The following is a 17,502-nucleotide window of genomic DNA, read 5'->3' as shown; positions in this document are numbered from 1 at the left end:
GCGGCAACTGTTGAGCGTCCTAACAGCACACGGCAGGCAATGTTCCAGCACCCGTCGCGTGGTGCGATGCGCCTGCTGTCGAATGAAACCGCCAGGAGAACTTTGTTGATGCGCAGGGAACAAAGCTTTTGCCGAGAAGTTGGGGGCGCCGAGGTCACCAGTCCGAGGAGTTGTCGTGAAACGTATACTGGTCACAGGGGGCTGTGGTTTCATTGGTCGCCACGTCGCACAAGAATTCGCCGATCACGGTTATTCGGTTTGCATCCTAGATGCATTGCTGGATCAGGTGCATGCAGGCGAAGCGGTCAACCTTCCCGCTGGAGCCGAACTGATCAAGGGCGACGTGCGCGATCGCGAAGCCGTCACCAAGGCGCTGAACGGCGTCGACGGGGTGGTTCACCTGGCCGCGGAAGTCGGCGTCGGCCAATCCATGTACGAGATCGCCCGCTATGTCGGCGCCAACGATCTCGGCACCGCAACACTGCTCGAGGCGTTGATCAAGCACCCGGTCGAGCGGATCGTCGTCGCGTCCTCGATGAGCGTCTATGGCGAAGGTCTGTACGCCACGCCCGACGGCCGGCGCATCGGCAACGCCCGGCGCAAGGCCAACGATCTCAAAGGCGGACAGTGGAATCCCTTGTCTGCGGACGGTCAACCCCTCTCGCCGTTGCCGACAGACGAAGAAAAGCCGGTCGATCTCGCATCCATCTATGCATTGACGAAATATGCCCAGGAACGCGCCGTGCTGATCTTCGGCGAAGCCTATGGCGTGGATGCGGTGGCGCTGCGCCTGTTCAACGTTTTCGGCGCCGGACAGGCGCTTTCAAACCCCTATACCGGCGTGCTGGCCAACTTCGCCTCGCGTCTCGCCAACGGCAAGCGGCCGATGATCTTCGAAGACGGCCAGCAGAAGCGCGATTTCGTTCATGTACGTGACGTCGCCCGCGCCTTTCGCCTAGCGCTGGAGCAACGCCAGGCGAAAGGCCACGTCATCAACATTGGAAGCGGCCGGGCTTATGCGATCCGCGATGTCGCGCGCCTTTTGGCCGAAGCCATGGGAACGCCGGACCGCTCGCCCGAGCTGCTCGGCAAAGCGCGTTCCGGCGACATTCGCAACTGCTTCGCCGACATTTGCAAGGCGCGTGAACTGCTGGGTTTCGAGCCGGGGCGGCAGTTGGAGAATTCCCTCGGCGACTTCGTTTCCTGGGTGCGCAACACGATTGCCATCGATCGCGGCGCCGACATGAAACGCGAGCTCGAAGAACGCGGGCTGGTGTCATGAAGCCGGGTCGGCGCAACCGTCGCCAAGCACCTGTCGCCATCGTCGGCGGCAGCGGCTTCATCGGGTCCAATCTCGCCGACAGCCTGTTGTCGGACGGCGAGCCGGTGCTGGTGATCGACAATCTCAGTCGCGCCGGTGTCGAACAGAACCTTGAATGGTTGTCGCACAAGCATGGAAGCCGCCTCACCTTGGAAACCGTGGATGTGCGCGACGCCAACGCCCTGGCTTCGGCCCTGACGGGGTCGAAAGCCATATTCCACCTGGCCGCGCAGACCGCCGTCACAACCAGCCTGGTTCGACCGGGCGAGGATTTCGACATCAACCTTAGGGGAACTTTCAACGTTCTGGAGGCGGCGCGACAGAGCGGCGAACGCATCCCGGTGATCTTCGCCAGCACCAACAAGGTGTACGGCAGCCTCCCCGACATCGCGGTTCGCCCGGAGGGCGAGCGCTATGTGCCCTGCGACCCTGCGATCCGCACCGAGGGCATCGGCGAGGGCCGCAGCCTGGACTTTTGCACACCCTATGGCTGCTCCAAAGGCGCGGCGGACCAGTACGTGCTCGACTACGCCAAGTCCTATGGCTTGCCGACGGCGGTCCTGCGGATGAGCTGCATCTACGGCCCACGCCAGTTCGGAACGGAGGACCAGGGCTGGGTTGCGCATTTCCTGCTTTGCGCGCTTTCGGGGCGGCCGATAACCATTTACGGCGACGGCAGGCAGGTGCGCGACATCCTGCACGTCTCCGACGCGGTTGCGGCCTACAGGGCCGTGCTCGACCGGATCGAGACGATCACGGGCCAGGCGTTCAATCTCGGCGGCGGACCGGAAAATGCGCTCAGCCTGCGCATGCTGTTGAGCGAGATCGGCAGCCTGACGGATCGAGCACTGTCGGTCCGCTATGAGGCAGAGCGGACCGGCGACCAGCCCTTCTTCGTCGCCGATACCAGGAAGATGCAAACCACGCTTGGCTGGGCGGCGCATGTTTCGTGGCGCGAAGGCATCCGCGACCTCGCCGAATGGTTGCAGCATCACCGGCTCGAACCCCACGCCGAAGCCGAGAGGTACGTCGCATGAAAATCGCGTTGGTCAATCCGTTCTGGACCTACGACGACAGCATCTATTTCGGCTGCCGCCAACCGCATCTGCCGCTGGAACTCGGCTACTCGAAAGCCTTGCTCGAACGGGCCGGCCATGAGGTGCTGATGCTGGACGGACAGCTTCAGAAGCTTGACAATTCCAGCCTTTCCGAACGGGTGGCCGAGTTCGCGCCGGCAATGACGGTCGTCACCACTGCGCCGACCTATCTGTTCTGGCGCTGCGCACCGCCAGAATTGCGCGTGCCAGCCGATTTTCTCAACCGCCTTGCCGGGCGCGGCGGGCGCACCGTCGCAGTGGGGCCGCATGGCTCGGCGACACCGGCGCCAACCCTGCGCAAGCTCGGCGTCGACATCGTCGTGCGCGGCGAATGCGAGGAGGTCGTGGCCGACCTCGCGCGGCGCCACGATTGGAGTGCGGTGTCGTCAACCGCCTACTTTAGCGAAGCAAGGCTGGTCTCGAACGGCGCCGTCCACGCCAGTTCGTTCGTCGACCATCCGCCGCTCGAATGGCCGTCAGACTGGATCGCCGCGCACGCGCACCACCATCACAGGTTCGACGACCACCAAGTGGGGTTCGGCGCGGAAGTCGAGGCATCGCGCGGCTGCCCTTACAATTGCAGCTTCTGCGCCAAGATGGATTTCCGCGATGCCTATCGCCGCCGAAATCACGAGGCGGTCGTGACGGAGATAGACCGGCTGATCGCCCAAGGTGTCGGCTACATCTACTTCATCGACGAGATCTTCCTGCCGCAGAAAGCCTTGCTGGAGGCACTGATCGACCGCGAGGTGAAGTTCGGCGTACAGACCCGCATCGACCTGTGGAAGCCCGAGCTTCTGGAATTGCTTGGCGCGGCAGGTTGCGTGTCCATCGAAGCGGGCCTCGAAAGCCTGACGGTAGAGGGCCGGGCCATGCTGGCCAAGCGCTGCCGGCTGGGCACGGAGGAACTCGCCGCGCTCCTCGTCGACGCAAGACGCCATGTTCCCTTCGTCCAGGCCAACCTGATCGGCGTGGTCGAAGATGACCCTGCCCTGGTCGACCACTGGCGAAACCACCTGATAGACAACGGCGTATGGGCCAATGAGCCGGTACCGCTCTATCCCTATCCGAGTTCGCCCAGCTATCGCGAGCTTTGGGGCGAGCCCGACGACATCGCCTGGGAGCGCGCGCATGAGCACTATCTCGCATCGTTCCAAAAATTCAGCGACATCCAGGAGAAGCGCCCGCGTCCGCTGGCGGAGCTGGAGGCGACATGTTGCGGACACTGACCCCGCGTTCGCGGCGCATCTTGATGACGGTCGATGCCGTGGGCGGCGTGTGGCGGTACGCGCTCGATCTGACCCGGGAATTCGTGGACGGCGGGGACAGCGTTTTGCTTGCCGGTCTTGGTCCGGAACCATCCACGCAACAAGCCGAAGAAGCACAGTCCTTAGCGACACTGACCTGGCTGAACACGCCGCCGGACTGGATGACCCGCAATGCCTGCGACCTCGATGCGTTGCCGGGGGAGTTGCATGCGCCCATTCGTGACCACGCCATCGACCTTGTTCATCTCAATGCGCCGACGCAGGCAGTGGGGCTCGATGCGCCCTGCCCTATCGTGGTGGTCTCGCATTCCTGCGTGGTCACATGGTTCCATGCCGTCAAGGGACAGGCGGTGGACAGTGCATGGGACTGGCAGAAGCAGCGCAACAGGCGCGGCTTCGACACGGCCGACGCCGTCATCGCGCCGAGCCACAGCCACGCCGGCGTGCTCGAAACCTGCTATGGACAAATCGCGCGTCTCAATGTCGTCGCCAACGGCGCCCGCCCGGTAGCGAAAGCCGAAAAGCGTCAACCGCTCGTCTTCGCCGCCGCCCGCTGGTGGGATGAAGCCAAGAACGCCGCGGTGATCGACCAGGCCGCGTCGATAACGCAATGGCCCGTCTTTGCAGCCGGTTCCACGCAAGGTCCGGACGGCCAGCGCGCCGGCTTCAGCCATGCCGTCGCTCTCGGAGCGCTACCGCATGATGAGATGCGCTCCCTGATGGCGCGCGCCGGAATCTTCGTGTCGCCATCGCTCTACGAGCCGTTCGGCCTGGCGACGCTGGAAGCGGCCATGTCGGCAACGCCGCTGGTTCTATCCGACATCGCCACCTACCGCGAGTTATGGGACGGGGCCGCGTTATTCTACGACGCGCGCGATCCGCATGATCTCGCCGCCTGCATCAACCGTCTCTCCGCGGATGCGCAGCACAGGCGGGAGCTCGGATGGGCAGCCCTGCGCCGGAGCCGCAGGTTTTCGTTGGCGAGGCAGGCAGCGGCCATGCGCGACGTCTACGACAAAGCGGCCCTAGCGATGGCGGAGCGCTGATCATGCGCTTTCTGTTCTATACCCATTCGGTCGTTTCCGACTGGAACCACGGCAACGCACATTTCCTGCGCGGCATCATGCGGGAGCTGGTCGCACGCCAGCATCAGGCGATCGCGCTGGAGCCGGCGGACGGCTGGAGCCGCTCGAATCTGCTGGCCGAGAAGGGCTCCTTCGCCATCGAGCGCTTCAGGAACGATTTCCCAGAGCTGATGCCGGTGACCTACGATGCCGGCTTTGACCACGAGGCCTGGATCGCCGATGCGGACGTGGTGGTCGTCCATGAATGGACCGAGCCGGACCTCGTAGCGCGCATTGGTCGCGCCAGGGCCAGGGGCGGCAATTTCATCCTCCTGTTTCACGACACCCACCACCGCGCCGTGTCGGCGACCGAGGCGATCTCGGCGCTCCAGCTGGAGCATTACGACGGCGTCCTCGCCTTTGGCGAAGCGTTGCGCGAGAGCTACCTGCGCGCCGGGTGGGGCAAACGCGTCTTCACCTGGCACGAGGCGGCTGACGACCGCCTGTTCAGACCGCACCCGGAGATCCGCCCTGCGTCAGACCTGATCTGGATCGGAAACTGGGGCGACGACGAGCGTACCGCAGAACTCAAGGAATTTCTGATCGAGCCGGTGCACGAACTCGGCCTCGAGGCCACCGTTCATGGCGTGCGCTACCCCAGGCAGGCGCTCGCCGATCTCGCAGCCGCCGGCCTGCGCCATGAAGGTTGGATCGCCAATGCCGACGTGCCGAAGGCGTTCGCAGCGCATCGTGTCACGGTACATGTTCCGCGCCGCCCCTATCGGGAAGGCCTGCCCGGCATTCCGACCATCCGCGTGTTCGAGGCGCTCGCCTGCGGCATTCCGCTGATTTCGGCCCCTTGGTCCGACACCGAGCAACTGTTCAGACCAGGCGTCGATTTCCTGTTTGCGGACAATGGCTCCCAGATGCGGCAACACCTCCGGGCCGTACTCAGCGACGCGGATTTCGCTGCCTCCTTGGCAGCGTCTGGTCTTGAGACCATCCGCCTGCGGCACACATGCCGGCACCGCGTGGACGAGTTGTTCGGCGTGCTCGCCGAATGCGGACCTCAACACATCACCAATCCGACCGCCGCAAAGGAAGCTGCTGAATGAAGATCGCTTTTTATGGATCGAGCCTGTTGTCGTCCTACTGGAACGGCGCCGCTACCTATTACCGTGGGTTGCTCAAGGCGCTTTCCCAACTCGGCTACGAAATCACCTTCTATGAACCTGACGTCTATGACCGCCGGAACAACCGCGACATCGAGGCGCCGGATTGGTGCGCCGTCGTCGTCTACGAGGCGACCCGGCACGCGCTGATGCAGGTGGCGGCGCAAGCCGCCGAGGCGGATATCGTCGTCAAGGCGAGCGGCGTCGGTTTCGAGGATGAGGCGCTGCTGCGTGCCGTGCTCGATCACGCGCGTCCTGACGCGCTCGTCGTGTTCTGGGACGTGGATGCTCCAGCGACGCTCGGCCAATTGCGCGATGAACCGGACCATCCGCTGCATGCCGCGCTACGGCAAATCGATCTTGTGTTGACCTATGGCGGCGGCGACCCCGTGGTCTGGGCCTATCGCGCCATGGGAGCGAAGGAATGCGTGCCGATCTACAATGCGCTTGATCCTGAAACGCACCATCCAGTCGCCAGTCAGGCGCGTTTTGCTTGTGACCTCGCCTTCCTCGGAAACCGGCTGCCGGACCGTGAGGCGCGCGTCGAGGCGTTTTTTCTCGATCCGGCCAGCCGTTTGCAGGAGCAGCGTTTCCTGCTTGGCGGATCGGGCTGGGGCGACAAGCCGCTTCCCGCCAATGTCAGTTGGCTCGGCCACGTCGGCACCCGCGACCACAACGCCTTCAACGTCACGCCTAAGGCGGTGTTGAACATCAGCCGCGACAGCATGGCCGCAAACGGCTTTTCGCCGGCCACCCGCGTTTTCGAGGCGGCGGGCGCCGGTGCCTGCCTCATCACGGATGCGTGGCTGGGTGTCGAACTGTTCCTGAAACCCGGCGAGGAGATTCTGGTCGCGCGCGACGGCGGCGATGTCGCCGAAATCATGCGCACCTTGCCCCCCAACCGGGCAAAGGCGATCGGCGCGTCCGCACTGCGCCGCGTCCGCGGCGAACATACCTACGCCATGAGAGCGGCGGTGACCGACGCGGTCTTGAAGCGGCACTTCGAGCGCGGGACCGTGGAGGCGGCGTGATGACCAAGCGGCTCAACATCGTCTTTCTCGGCCTGTCCCTCTCCTCGTCCTGGGGAAACGGTCACGCCACGACCTTTCGAGGCCTGCTGAAGGGCCTGCACGAACTCGGCCATCGTGTGACATTCCTTGAGCGTAACGTGCCGTGGTACGCCAATCATCGCGATTTGCGCGATCCCGATTTCTGCGCCCTGCGCTATTACGAAACCACCCATGAGTTGCAACAGGACTGCGCACGATGCCTGCAACAGGCGGATGTCGTGGTCGTCGGGTCCTTCGTTCCGGAGGGGCGCGCGGTCATCGACATTGCCGCGGCGCTCTGCAAGGGGGCGCTCTGCTTTTATGACATCGACACGCCGGTGACCCTGGCAAAGCTTTCGACGGATGAATGCGACTATCTTAGTGGGCGCCAGATTCCGTATTTCGATGTCTATTTCTCCTTCACCGGCGGGCCGACGCTTGGCCGACTGGCGCAGGATTTCGGTGCGCGCCGCGCCGAACCGCTCTACTGTTCGGTCGATCCGGAACGGCATCACCGAACCGCCGACCCGGTCGGTTGGGATCTTGGTTATCTCGGCACCTACAGCACCGACCGGCAGGCAACGCTCAACGCGCTGTTGCTCGAGCCCGCACGGCGCATGCCGGACCGCCGTTTTGTCGTCGCCGGCTCGCAATATCCGCCCGACATCGTCTGGCCCGAAAATGTCGAACGCATCGAACATTTGCCGCCGGCCGATCATGCCGCTTTCTATAGCCGCCAGCGCTACACGCTCAACGTCACGCGCAGATCGATGATCGCCGCCGGATGGTCCCCCAGCGTGCGCCTTTTCGAAGCGGCCGCTTGCGGTACGCCGATTATCAGCGATCGCTGGCCAGGTCTCGACAGCTTCTTTCCTGCTTCGGCGATCCACATGGCCGACAAGGGGGATGACATCGTCGATATCCTGCTCAGGGAATCCGAGCACGCCCGGCTCGCCATGGCCGGCCGGGCGCGCGAAGTCGTCCTGGGAGCACATACCGGTGCGGCCAGGGCCCGCGAATTCGTGTCGCTGCTGACAGGACCGAGAGCGGCGATGATCGATGTCGATATCGGAACCGCAGCATGACTGAAAGACAGGAGAAAACAGCGATGCGGCAAACAAGAAAAGCGCGAAGGGCGAAGACAGTGCTTGTCGCCGGCGGCGCGGGTTTCCTCGGCTCGCATCTTTGCGAAACGTTGTTCCGCAACGGCTGGCGTGTGATCTGCGTCGACAATTTCCTTACCGGCCGCATGGACAACATCGTCTCTATCATGGACCAGCCGCGCTTCCGGCTGATCGAGCAGGATATCTGCCGGCCACTGAACCTCAGCGAGCCGGTGGATCGCATTTTCAACCTGGCATGCGCTGCTTCGCCGCCTCGCTACCAGGCCGATCCGATACACACCACGCGCACCTGCGTCATCGGAACCCTCAACCTGCTCGAACTCGCCGTCCGCAACAACGCACGATTCCTACAGGCGTCGACAAGTGAAGTTTATGGCGACCCGGAACAACATCCGCAACGGGAAGACTATGTTGGCCATGTGAACTTCACCGGCCCGCGCGCCTGCTACGACGAAGGCAAGCGTACCGCCGAAACGCTTTGCTTCGATTATCTGAGAGCGGCAAAAGCCGATATTCGCGTGGCCCGCATCTTCAACACCTACGGTCCCAGGATGGACCCCGCCGACGGCCGCATCGTCTCGAACCTGATCATGCAGGCGCTTGAGAAGCGCTCGATGACGATATTCGGCGATGGGTTGCAGACAAGGTCCTTCTGCTACGTCTCCGATCTGATCGACGGTATGATGCGCCTGATGGATCTCGATCCCAATCCCGGGAAACCCGTCAACCTGGGCAATCCCGGAGAATTCACCATCATGCGACTGGCATCCATGGTGAGGGACATGACCGGAACCAAGTCGGATCTGAAATTCCTGCCCTTGCCGCAAGACGACCCCCGCCGCAGGCAGCCCGACATCTCGCGTGCAAAGGCGCTGCTCGGCTGGACGCCGAAAGTGCCACTCACGCAAGGGCTGATGCAGACGATCGGATACTTCTCCAATCTCGAAACCAGCGGGATCGACGGCGGCCGGATGACAGCTGTTGCGACAAACGCAAGATCGGGCAGGTTGCAAAACCTTCCGGCCTGAAGCCAGGCCGCCGCAGCCACGTGCCCCCGGCATGACCGCTCAAGCACGGTCATGCCTCCTGCCGCACTTTTGCGGATTGCCCGGAACATCCTGGCGAGCTCGGGGTTTGACGATGAGACCCCGCTATGGAGAACGGACCCGTGCAACCCAAACGATCCGCAAAGGATATCGAGCAGATTGCGGAAAGAGAGACGGCTGCCTTTCTGCGACGGGCCTCCATCACCTATCTCGAGTGCTGCGTCAGCCTGATGATGACGCATCTGCAGCGCGAGGAAGTGGCCACCATTCTCGAACGCGAAGCGGACATGCTGCGGAGACTGGACTGATCGTCAGGGCCCGGACCTCTCCAGGAAGCGTAGCAGCCCATTCTTGTACCGCGTTGCCGCAGCTACCAGCCTTGGCTTCTCCGGGCCATGCTCGGATCGGGCAGCAACGTTCCAGAGTCCCAGTTGAAACGCCAGGTAGCAAGGTTCGAGATAGTCAATGAGGCCGGTATCGATATTGAGCCGCTCCCCGGCTTCCATGTGGTGGACCAACGTCGCTAGCTCGCTGTCGGAAAATCCATATTCGACGCGAGCGCCGGCAATATCCCACTCTATGGGCTGGCAGCCGATCAAATCATGTCCCCGGCAGTGGTCGACGGCATCCGTCTTGACCAGCGTCCCGTCGGCACAAACGAGAAACTCCCACGGGTGAAGCCTTCCGTCGATCTCGACCCGTGACAGCGCTTGTGCGGGGCCTTGCTTCGAGAACCAGTTCCGCAGCTCTGCCGCGCACTGCTCGCCAAGGGCTTCGGCGCCATTGTGGATGGCCATCTCAACGAGTTCCGGCAATGGAGCACCGGGCTCCGGAGTTCCCAGATTGGCCGCACGCCAGGCGAGATAGCGTGCGAGCTTCGCGACAAGCCTGTCTTTCGATAGGCTTGCCTGATCCATTGTCTTGCCGTCGACCCACCGTTCAACCAGAAAGCCGTGGCAAAGCCCGACGATCCGCGGTCCGAAACCGGCTTCGTTCAGCATCTCTGCGGTTTGCATCTTGCGCTGCCCGATTTGACCGAGGCCGGCAAATTTGACGAGCCACCGATCGCGTCCTGCGGACGCCAGGAATTTTCGCCGCTCGATGCCGCGTTGACTGGGCGGCCAGAGCCTCTCCTCGGCGTAGTGGAGGTTTCGCCACTCTCCAGCGGATATTTCGGACAGGGCCAATTGCGGGCTGCCGGTCGCCTCCGCCACCCAATCGCGTAACGTCGGCATTTGCGCGCCGCCCGGGAAGGTGCTTTCGAAGGCCATCGCCACATGTTTGCGGCAACCCGACCATGTCTCACGAACCTCCTCAGAGGCTTCGGCACCCGGGCCACCGGAATGGCTGGGGAACAGGTGGATGCGGGCCCTACCGATGCCCAGCCGCCGCAACCACGCGACGACGGCGTGCATCGAACTGCCCGACAGGCCGGGGCCCTCGTCGACGACACCGAAGCAGGCGGACGGCTTGTCCCTCCAGGCGCCGATCAATTCCGGGTCGGCGTTGACATGCCTGCGGAAAGGATGGCCGATCGGGCGCACGCTGATGGGTGCCGGCGCGTCGATCGCCGCGGCGACCAGGGCGGCAAGCCCGAGGCCAATGCTGCGGATGCCGATGACGCATGTATTCGCGTCGAGGCCTGATGCCCGCGCCGCGCCGAGATAGCTTTCCGGATAAAGCGCATAATGGGCGTACCCCTCGGCCGTGCCGGTAAGAACCTTGCCCTGGCAGTCGAGCGCCGCCAGCATTTGCCTCAGCACGGGATCGACGGCGCCGCTTACCGCGAAGCCGCTTTGCCAGGACCTCGCCACTTCCGCCGCAAGGCCGACCAGCAGCTTGGCGCCTTGCCGCTGCCGCGGCGAAGCGGTGTCCCCGCCGCCGGCCTCGAACTCGATATCAGCCAGCGCCTGGACCAGTTCCGAGACCTTGACGAACAGCCCTACCAAGGCAGCGTGGCGTTGGATGCCACAGGGCATGCGATCGAGGCTTTCCGCCATTTTGCCTGCAGCCTTGCGAAGCTGCCGCGCGTCTTCCGTTCGTTTGTGGTCGCCGTAGACGATCATCGATCGATTCCAAGCCTGCCGTGCGCCAACGCCGCTTGCGCGGCTTCGATCCATCCTGCCGCGCGCAATTTTTCCACATGCCAAGGAACATTCCGGCAAGCTGGCGGTTCGGCCCCAGGAACTTACCTTGGACAGCACAGGACGGCAGTTTCGTGGGATCGAAGAAAGTTCGTGTCGGTATCGTCGGCGTAGGCAATTGCGCATCCTCCCTGGTGCAAGGCCTTTCCTATTACCGAGATGCAAAAGGCAACGAGCCGATCCCCGGGCTGATGCATGCCGATCTCGGCGGCTACCACGTCGAGGATATCGAGGTCGTCTGTGCGTTCGACGTCGCCAAGGGCAAGGTCGGGCGCGACGTGGCCGAAGCGATCTACAGCGCCCCGAACAACACGTTCCGTTTTGCCGATGCGGTTGCAACCGGGGTTCGCGTCGAGCGTGGCCCCACGTTGGACGGCATCGGCAAATATCTGCGCACGGAAATCGAGGAAGCGCCGGAGCCGGTTGCCAATGTCAGCGAAATCCTGCGGGACAGCGGCGCCGATGTGCTGGTCTCGTACCTGCCGGTGGGGTCGGAGGAAGCGACGCGCTTCTATGCCGAATGCGCCCTCGAGGCCGGCTGCGCCTTCGTCAACTGCATACCGGTTTTCATCGCGTCACGGCCCGAATGGCGCCTGCGTTTCGAGGAACGCGGGCTGCCGCTGGTCGGAGACGACATCAAGAGCCAGGTCGGCGCGACCATCGTGCATCGGTTGCTGGCCAATCTCTTCCGCGAGCGCGGCGTCCGCATCGACCGCACCTATCAGTTGAATTTCGGCGGCAACACCGATTTCCTCAACATGCTGGAACGCGAGCGGCTAGAATCGAAGAAGATCTCGAAGACGCAATCCGTGACCAGCCAGTTCGATGTTCCCTTGGAGCCTGGCAACATTCATGTCGGCCCCAGTGACCATGTGCCATGGCTCACCGATCGCAAATGGGCCTACATCCGGGTTGAAGGCACGACCTTCGGTGGAGTGCCGCTCAACGCCGAACTCAAGCTGGAAGTCTGGGATTCGCCCAATTCGGCCGGCGTGGTCATCGACGCCGTGCGCTGCGCCAAGCTGGCGCTTGACCGCGGCATCGCGGGCGCGCTGACCGGTCCGTGCAGCTATTTCATGAAGTCTCCGCCTGAGCAGTTCACCGATGCCGAAGCTCGGCAACGCACGCTAGCATTCATCACCGGCAGGGACGAGCCCATGCTCGATGCCGCGGAATGACGACGACCTTCTTCCTGATCCGGCACGCGGCACACGACAATGTCGGCTCCTATCTGGCCGGACGGATGGGCGGAGTTCGCCTTGGCGAATCCGGCAGGGACCAGGCGGCGCATCTTGGCCGCCGCATGGGCCGCGAGTCGATTGCCGCTATCTGGTGCAGCCCACGCGAGCGCACGCTGGAAACCGCGAAGCCGATCGCGGCTGCCTGTAATGTCGGCGAAATCGCGATCTGCGCCGAACTCGACGAGATCGACTTCGGCATCTGGTCGGGAAAGACGTTCGAGGAGCTAAACGGCGATGCCGGCTGGCAGGCGTGGAACAGTCGGCGGCAGGAAGCAAGCACCCCAAGCGGCGAAACCATGCTGGACGTCCAACAGCGTATCGTCTCGCTCATGGACAAGGCTCGAGAGCGGCATCAGAACCAATGCGTCGCGCTGGTCAGCCATGCCGACGTGATCAAGGCAGCGATCTGCAATGTGCTCGGCCTGCCCGTCGGCAACAGTTTTCGCTTCGATATCGACCCCGCCTCCATCACCACGATCGTATCTGGAGACTGGGGAGCAAAGCTCCTCCGCCTGAACGAACTTGCCTGACGAGGACTTGCCGGATGCAGATGGTCATTTTCGGTCTCACCGTCACGTCCTCATGGGGAAACGGTCACGCCACCTTGTGGCGCGGGCTGATCCGGGCGCTGGCCCGGCACGGCTGGTCCATCACCTTTTTCGAGCGCGACACCCCTTACTATGCCGGTGCGAGGGACCTCGATCAGTTGGACGGCGGCAACGTCGTGCTCTACCCGGACTGGGAGGATATCCGAAGGGTCGCGGAGCAGACGATCAAGCAATCGGACGTCGTCATCATTACCTCCTACTGCCCCGACGCCGTGGACGCTTCACGCCTGGCGCGGCAGGCATGCCGCGGGCTGCGTGTTTTTTACGACTTGGACACTCCGGTCACGCTGGCGCGCGTCGATCAAGGTGAACGCCCACCCTATTTCGGGCCCGAGGGCCTTGCCGATTTCGATCTCGTCCTGAGTTACACGGGCGGCTCGGCGATCGACGCGCTCAAGACGGTCCTCGGTGCACGCCACGTGGTGCCGCTCTATGGCCATGTCGATCCCGACCAGCACCGGCCGGCAGTACCTAGGCCGGAATTTGCGGGCGATCTGTCCTATCTCGGCACCTATGCGGCGGATCGCCAGGCCGGCGTAGAAAAGCTGTTGGTCCGCCCGGCCGCGCGCCTGCCTGACCACCGCTTCATCATCGGCGGTGCGCAATATCCGCAGGAATTCCCGTGGAGCGACAACATCTTCTTCGTCAGGCACCTTCCGCCGGCCGACCATCCGGCCTTCTTTTCATCGTCCCGCCTGACGCTGAATGTGACGCGCGAGGCGATGGCACAGAAGGGTTGGTGTCCGTCGGGCCGGCTGTTCGAAGCGGCGGCATGCGGCGTACCGATCATCACCGACACCTGGCCGGGCCTCAGCAGCTTCTTCAAACCCGGCAGCGAGATTCTGCTGGCGCACGACACGGACGACGTGGTCGCAGCGCTCAAACTGCCAGCGCACGAGCTCGATGCCATCCGAAGCCGTGCGCGTGAACGGGTACTGGACGAACACACGTCCGCACGGCGCGCGGCGGAGCTGGATCGCATCCTGAACGAAGCCTTGCAAAGGTCGGCCGGCGAACCGATGAAGGAAGCAGTCTGATGTTGGGCATCGTGCCCGCTGCCGGACGCGGCAGCCGCATTCAACCGCTCGGCTTCTCGAAGGAACTGCTGCCGGTCGGGAGCCGGATCGATGGACAGACGGAGCGCCCCTGCGCCGTAAGCGAATATCTGGTGCGGCGGATGGTGCGCGCCGGCGTCGACAAGATCTGTTTCATCATCGGATCGGGCAAATCCGATATCCTCGAATATTATGCCGCGGGCTACGGCGCGGCGACCGCTCTGTTCGTGGTACAGCCCACACCTGTCGGCCTTTGCGACGCGATCTTCCGAGCGGCACCCCTCGTCGCACCGGACGAGACGGTGTTGATCGGCCTTCCCGATACGATCTGGTTTCCCGAGGACGGCTTCTGCCGTCTGCCGGACGACCAGCTGTCATTCCTGCTCTTCCCGGTGGAGCGGCCGGAATTCTTCGATGCCGTGGTTCTCGGCGAGGACGGCCGGGTGCGGGAAATCCAGGTCAAGCGAGAGGACGCCGCCACGAACTGGATATGGGGCGCCTTCAAGATGCCGGGCCATGTCCTGCACCGGCTAGCGGCACTCTGGCGCGAGCGGGATTGCCATGACGAATATATCGGCACGTTGATCAACGCCCATCTGGCAGCGGGCGGTCAGGCCTATGGTGTCAAGGCAGGGGCCGCCTATGTCGACGTCGGGACCTTCAACGGCTATCGCGCGGCCCTTCGGCTGCTCGACGAAGATGCCGCGTCCAAACAGCACCGGCCCACCATGATCGCGTCCAAGGCACATTCGCATGTGCCTGCCGTTCCGGGCGAAGGAGCCTAGCCATGCTGCATTCCCATGCTGAAATTCGACGCCGTATCGATGCCCTTGGCCCATGGTTCCACAATATGGAGCTGGCAGGCGTCGAAACCGCTCCCGACCACTTTCTCGGCAATTACCCGCTGGTCAAGTGGCGCAAGTTCGCCGACGCCATCCCCGCCGACCTGGCCGGCAAGTCCGTGCTCGATATCGGCTGCAATGCCGGTTTCTACTCCATCGAAATGAAACGGCGCGGCGCCGGTCGTGTCCTCGGCATCGATTTCGACGAGGCCTATCTGGCACAGGCGCGCTTTGCCGCCGAGATCGCGGACTGCGACATCGAGTTCCAGAAGCTTTCAGTCTACGACGTCGGTGCCCTGCGCGAGACATTCGACATCGTGCTTTTCATGGGTGTGCTCTACCACCTGCGCCACCCCCTGCTCGCGCTCGACCTGATCCGCGAGCATGTCGCGGGTGAGCTGATGATTTTTCAGTCGATGCAGCGCGGCAGCAAGGATCTGCCCGCGCTGGAGCAGGACTATCACTTCTGGACGCACGACCTGTTCGACGAGCCGGATTTTCCGAAACTTCATTTCATCGAACATCGCTACGCCGACGATCCGACCAATTGGTGGATCCCCAACCGCGCCTGCACCGAAGCGATGCTGCGCAGCGCCGGTTTCGAGATCTTTCTTCATCCCGAGCAGGAGGTCTATTTCTGCCGTCCCGCCGGCGACCCGGCCGGCGGCGGCGCCGTCTACCCATCGAAAGGACAGCTCCATGATTGAAGCCGCGATGATCTGGAACGAGCCCAACAACAAATCGCACTGGGACCCCGAGCTCGACCCCGATTGGAGCCGCTTCGCCGCCATGGCAATGTTGTCGGCAGATGCGATCGCGTCCGAGAATCCGGCCCTGACCAAGGTACTCGGCGGCATCTCGCCGATCGACCCCGGTTTCATAACGCGCATGAAGGAATTCGGATTGCTGGACCATGTCGACGCAGTCGCCGTGCATGGCTTCCCGCTCGACTGGAACCTGTGGCAGATCCAGGAATGGCCGCAGAAGATCGGTGAGATCGCGGCCGTCACCGATCTCCCGATCTGGGTCAGCGAAGTCGGCGTATCGACCTTCGGCGCCGACGAGATCCAGGTCTGGGGCCTCAGGCGCACCGCTGAGCTGCTGCTCGGCAACGCTCCGCGCATCCAGTGGTACAGCCTTTATGATCTCCCGCGCGAATGGGAAGCAACGACGCGCCATCGCGAAGCGGAAGGCTCCTCCTACTATCGTCATTTCCATATGGGGCTGCTGCGCCAGGACGGCACGCCAAAACCGGCACTGGAGGAATTCCTGCGCCGTACGCCCGAGATGGGGCTGGTGCAGTGGTTTCATTTCGAGGACCCGCGACTGGACGACGCCGTCGCCTGGATGAAGCGGCTCGGGGTCACCAATATGCGGACCGGACTTTCCTGGGCCGACAGCTTCAGGCCGAATGCATTGAACTGGTTCGATCGACAAATGGAAGCGCTCGCCGATTTCGACGTGACCGTCACCTTCTGCTTCACGCCGGAGCATCGCGGGATGATGCCTCACCACACCAGTCCGCCGCTGGTGCCGGAGGAATTCGCCGAATTCTGTGCAACCATGATCCGCCGCTACGCGCCCGGCGTGGCTTCCACGTCGAGGCGGCGGGCCTCGGCAGCGTGAGGCTCCCATGCATCAACCGTCGGCAACCCTGGGCGAATTCGCGGCCCTGTTGACGGGCAGTGACGCAGCACATGGCTCCGCCATCATGGTCGTCGTCGCGCATCCGGACGACGAGACGATCGGCATCGGCGGGCATCTTGCCGGACTGCGGTCATGCCGCATCGTCCATGTCACAGACGGAGCACCACGCGATCTTGCCGACGCGCAAGCGCATGGTTTCGAGACATGGCAGGGCTATGCCGATGCGCGCCGTGCGGAACTGACGGAAGCCTTGACCGCGGCCGGCATATCGCCATCGGGCCTGACCGCCCTTGGCTATCCCGACAAGGAGGCTGCGGCGAATCTCGTGGCGCTCGCGCAGGAACTCGCCTGCCTTGTTTGCGAACCCGACATCCGCTTCGTCTGCACACATCCTTTCGAGGGAGGCCATCCCGACCACGACGCGACCGCTTTTGCCGTTCACGCGGCCTGCCATCTTCTGCGCCGTGACCGCCGGCCCGTGCCCACCATCATCGAAATGGCCTTTTATTCGGCTGGCCCGGACGGCCCGGTATTTCAGGATTTCGCCAGCGGCACCGGCAGTGATTGCATAGAGGTCTGCCTGACCGAAGCGGCCTTTCAGCAAAAGCAGCGCATGCTGGCCAGCCACCTGACGCAGCAGCGAACGCTGGCGCCGTTTTCCACCCGCACCGAGCGCTTCCGACTGGCGCCGACCTATGATTTCCTGAAGCTGCCCAACGATGGCAGGCTCTACTATGAATCGCTGCCGCTGGGTTTCGAGCCCGGCACCTGGCTGCATGCGAGCGCCCGTGCTCACGAGGCGCTCCGGCTCGACCAGCCATGAC

The 17,502-nt window shown here is 63.4% G+C and carries 17 protein-coding genes; 16 read left to right on the top strand and 1 reads right to left on the bottom strand.

Features of this window, described 5'->3' with window-relative positions; all coding sequences use genetic code 11:
* The first annotated feature begins 175 nt into the window (after nt 1–175).
* From LB532_RS26275 to LB532_RS26235, 9 genes are all read left to right on the top strand, one after another.
* Nucleotides 176–1,282, top strand: coding sequence for an NAD-dependent epimerase/dehydratase family protein (locus LB532_RS26275; protein ID WP_140638372.1), 1,107 nt, complete (start codon nt 176–178; stop codon nt 1,280–1,282).
* Nucleotides 1,279–2,358, top strand: coding sequence for an NAD-dependent epimerase/dehydratase family protein (locus LB532_RS26270; protein ID WP_140638371.1), 1,080 nt, complete (start codon nt 1,279–1,281; stop codon nt 2,356–2,358). The genes LB532_RS26275 and LB532_RS26270 overlap by 4 nt, the downstream gene beginning before the upstream one ends.
* Nucleotides 2,355–3,647, top strand: a complete 1,293-nt coding sequence (locus LB532_RS26265; RefSeq protein ID WP_140638370.1) for a TIGR04295 family B12-binding domain-containing radical SAM protein — start codon at nt 2,355–2,357, stop codon at nt 3,645–3,647. The genes LB532_RS26270 and LB532_RS26265 overlap by 4 nt, the downstream gene beginning before the upstream one ends.
* Nucleotides 3,632–4,732: a glycosyltransferase family 4 protein gene (locus tag LB532_RS26260; RefSeq protein WP_140638369.1), complete on the top strand. Its 1,101-nt coding sequence runs from the start codon at nt 3,632–3,634 to the stop codon at nt 4,730–4,732. The genes LB532_RS26265 and LB532_RS26260 overlap by 16 nt, the downstream gene beginning before the upstream one ends.
* 2 nt (nt 4,733–4,734) lie before the next feature.
* Nucleotides 4,735–5,865: a glycosyltransferase gene (locus LB532_RS26255; protein ID WP_140638368.1), complete on the top strand. Its 1,131-nt coding sequence runs from the start codon at nt 4,735–4,737 to the stop codon at nt 5,863–5,865.
* Complete coding sequence (locus LB532_RS26250; RefSeq protein ID WP_140638367.1) at nt 5,862–6,953, top strand: glycosyltransferase; 1,092 nt, start codon at nt 5,862–5,864, stop codon at nt 6,951–6,953. The genes LB532_RS26255 and LB532_RS26250 overlap by 4 nt, the downstream gene beginning before the upstream one ends.
* A complete protein-coding gene (locus tag LB532_RS26245) occupies nt 6,953–8,056 on the top strand; it encodes a glycosyltransferase (RefSeq protein ID WP_140638366.1) in 1,104 nt (367 codons plus the stop codon). The genes LB532_RS26250 and LB532_RS26245 overlap by 1 nt, the downstream gene beginning before the upstream one ends.
* Nucleotides 8,057–8,079: 23 nt before the next feature.
* Nucleotides 8,080–9,123, top strand: coding sequence for a UDP-glucuronic acid decarboxylase family protein (locus LB532_RS26240; protein WP_140638365.1), 1,044 nt, complete (start codon nt 8,080–8,082; stop codon nt 9,121–9,123).
* A gap of 140 nt (nt 9,124–9,263) precedes the next feature.
* Nucleotides 9,264–9,449 carry a hypothetical protein gene (locus tag LB532_RS26235; protein ID WP_140497402.1) on the top strand — a complete coding sequence of 62 codons (186 nt, stop codon included), beginning with the start codon at nt 9,264–9,266 and terminating at the stop codon, nt 9,447–9,449.
* A gap of 3 nt (nt 9,450–9,452) precedes the next feature.
* Here the strand turns inward: LB532_RS26235 and LB532_RS26230 are convergent, their stop codons facing one another.
* Entirely contained in the window at nt 9,453–11,207 is a 1,755-nt protein-coding gene (locus LB532_RS26230) for a hypothetical protein (protein ID WP_140638364.1), read from the bottom strand.
* A 152-nt stretch (nt 11,208–11,359) separates the two neighbouring features.
* On the opposite strand from LB532_RS26230, the gene LB532_RS26225 reads away from it, so the two are divergent.
* From LB532_RS26225 to LB532_RS26195, 7 genes are read left to right on the top strand one after another with little or no spacing between them, the layout of a single operon-like run.
* On the top strand, nt 11,360–12,463 hold the full coding sequence (locus LB532_RS26225) for an inositol-3-phosphate synthase (protein WP_140638363.1): 1,104 nt from the start codon (nt 11,360–11,362) through the stop codon (nt 12,461–12,463).
* A complete protein-coding gene (locus LB532_RS26220; RefSeq protein ID WP_140638362.1) occupies nt 12,460–13,056 on the top strand; it encodes a histidine phosphatase family protein in 597 nt (198 codons plus the stop codon). The genes LB532_RS26225 and LB532_RS26220 overlap by 4 nt, the downstream gene beginning before the upstream one ends.
* 14 nt (nt 13,057–13,070) lie before the next feature.
* A complete protein-coding gene (locus LB532_RS26215; protein WP_140638361.1) occupies nt 13,071–14,171 on the top strand; it encodes a glycosyltransferase in 1,101 nt (366 codons plus the stop codon).
* The gene (locus LB532_RS26210) at nt 14,171–14,974 is read left to right on the top strand and encodes a sugar phosphate nucleotidyltransferase (RefSeq protein ID WP_140638360.1); all 804 of its coding nucleotides are present in this window, start codon (nt 14,171–14,173) and stop codon (nt 14,972–14,974) included. The genes LB532_RS26215 and LB532_RS26210 overlap by 1 nt, the downstream gene beginning before the upstream one ends.
* 2 nt (nt 14,975–14,976) lie before the next feature.
* Nucleotides 14,977–15,738, top strand: a complete 762-nt coding sequence (locus tag LB532_RS26205) for a TIGR04290 family methyltransferase (protein WP_224557446.1) — start codon at nt 14,977–14,979, stop codon at nt 15,736–15,738.
* On the top strand, nt 15,731–16,657 hold the full coding sequence (locus tag LB532_RS26200; protein ID WP_140638358.1) for a beta-xylosidase: 927 nt from the start codon (nt 15,731–15,733) through the stop codon (nt 16,655–16,657). The genes LB532_RS26205 and LB532_RS26200 overlap by 8 nt, the downstream gene beginning before the upstream one ends.
* A gap of 7 nt (nt 16,658–16,664) precedes the next feature.
* The gene (locus LB532_RS26195; protein WP_140638357.1) at nt 16,665–17,501 is read left to right on the top strand and encodes a PIG-L deacetylase family protein; all 837 of its coding nucleotides are present in this window, start codon (nt 16,665–16,667) and stop codon (nt 17,499–17,501) included.
* The last annotated feature ends 1 nt before the right edge of the window (nt 17,502 follow it).

The organism is Mesorhizobium sp. ESP-6-2, from assembly GCF_020164675.1.
Taxonomy (GTDB): Bacteria; Pseudomonadota; Alphaproteobacteria; order Rhizobiales; family Rhizobiaceae; genus Mesorhizobium.
This window is presented reverse-complemented; position numbering and strand designations above follow the sequence as displayed.

Bases quoted from the DNA above. Each gene is read 5' to 3' on its own strand.
- LB532_RS26270 (WP_140638371.1), top strand. From the start codon at position 1,279: ATGAAGCCGGGTCGGCGCAACCGTCGCCAAGCACCTGTCGCCATCGTC.
- LB532_RS26265 (WP_140638370.1), top strand. From the start codon at position 2,355: ATGAAAATCGCGTTGGTCAATCCGTTCTGGACCTACGACGACAGCATC.
- LB532_RS26260 (WP_140638369.1), top strand. From the start codon at position 3,632: ATGTTGCGGACACTGACCCCGCGTTCGCGGCGCATCTTGATGACGGTC.
- LB532_RS26255 (WP_140638368.1), top strand. From the start codon at position 4,735: ATGCGCTTTCTGTTCTATACCCATTCGGTCGTTTCCGACTGGAACCAC.
- LB532_RS26250 (WP_140638367.1), top strand. From the start codon at position 5,862: ATGAAGATCGCTTTTTATGGATCGAGCCTGTTGTCGTCCTACTGGAAC.
- LB532_RS26245 (WP_140638366.1), top strand. From the start codon at position 6,953: ATGACCAAGCGGCTCAACATCGTCTTTCTCGGCCTGTCCCTCTCCTCG.
- LB532_RS26240 (WP_140638365.1), top strand. From the start codon at position 8,080: ATGCGGCAAACAAGAAAAGCGCGAAGGGCGAAGACAGTGCTTGTCGCC.
- LB532_RS26230 (WP_140638364.1), bottom strand. From the start codon at position 11,207: ATGATCGTCTACGGCGACCACAAACGAACGGAAGACGCGCGGCAGCTT.
- LB532_RS26220 (WP_140638362.1), top strand. From the start codon at position 12,460: ATGACGACGACCTTCTTCCTGATCCGGCACGCGGCACACGACAATGTC.
- LB532_RS26215 (WP_140638361.1), top strand. From the start codon at position 13,071: ATGCAGATGGTCATTTTCGGTCTCACCGTCACGTCCTCATGGGGAAAC.
- LB532_RS26210 (WP_140638360.1), top strand. From the start codon at position 14,171: ATGTTGGGCATCGTGCCCGCTGCCGGACGCGGCAGCCGCATTCAACCG.
- LB532_RS26205 (WP_224557446.1), top strand. From the start codon at position 14,977: ATGCTGCATTCCCATGCTGAAATTCGACGCCGTATCGATGCCCTTGGC.
- LB532_RS26200 (WP_140638358.1), top strand. From the start codon at position 15,731: ATGATTGAAGCCGCGATGATCTGGAACGAGCCCAACAACAAATCGCAC.
- LB532_RS26195 (WP_140638357.1), top strand. From the start codon at position 16,665: ATGCATCAACCGTCGGCAACCCTGGGCGAATTCGCGGCCCTGTTGACG.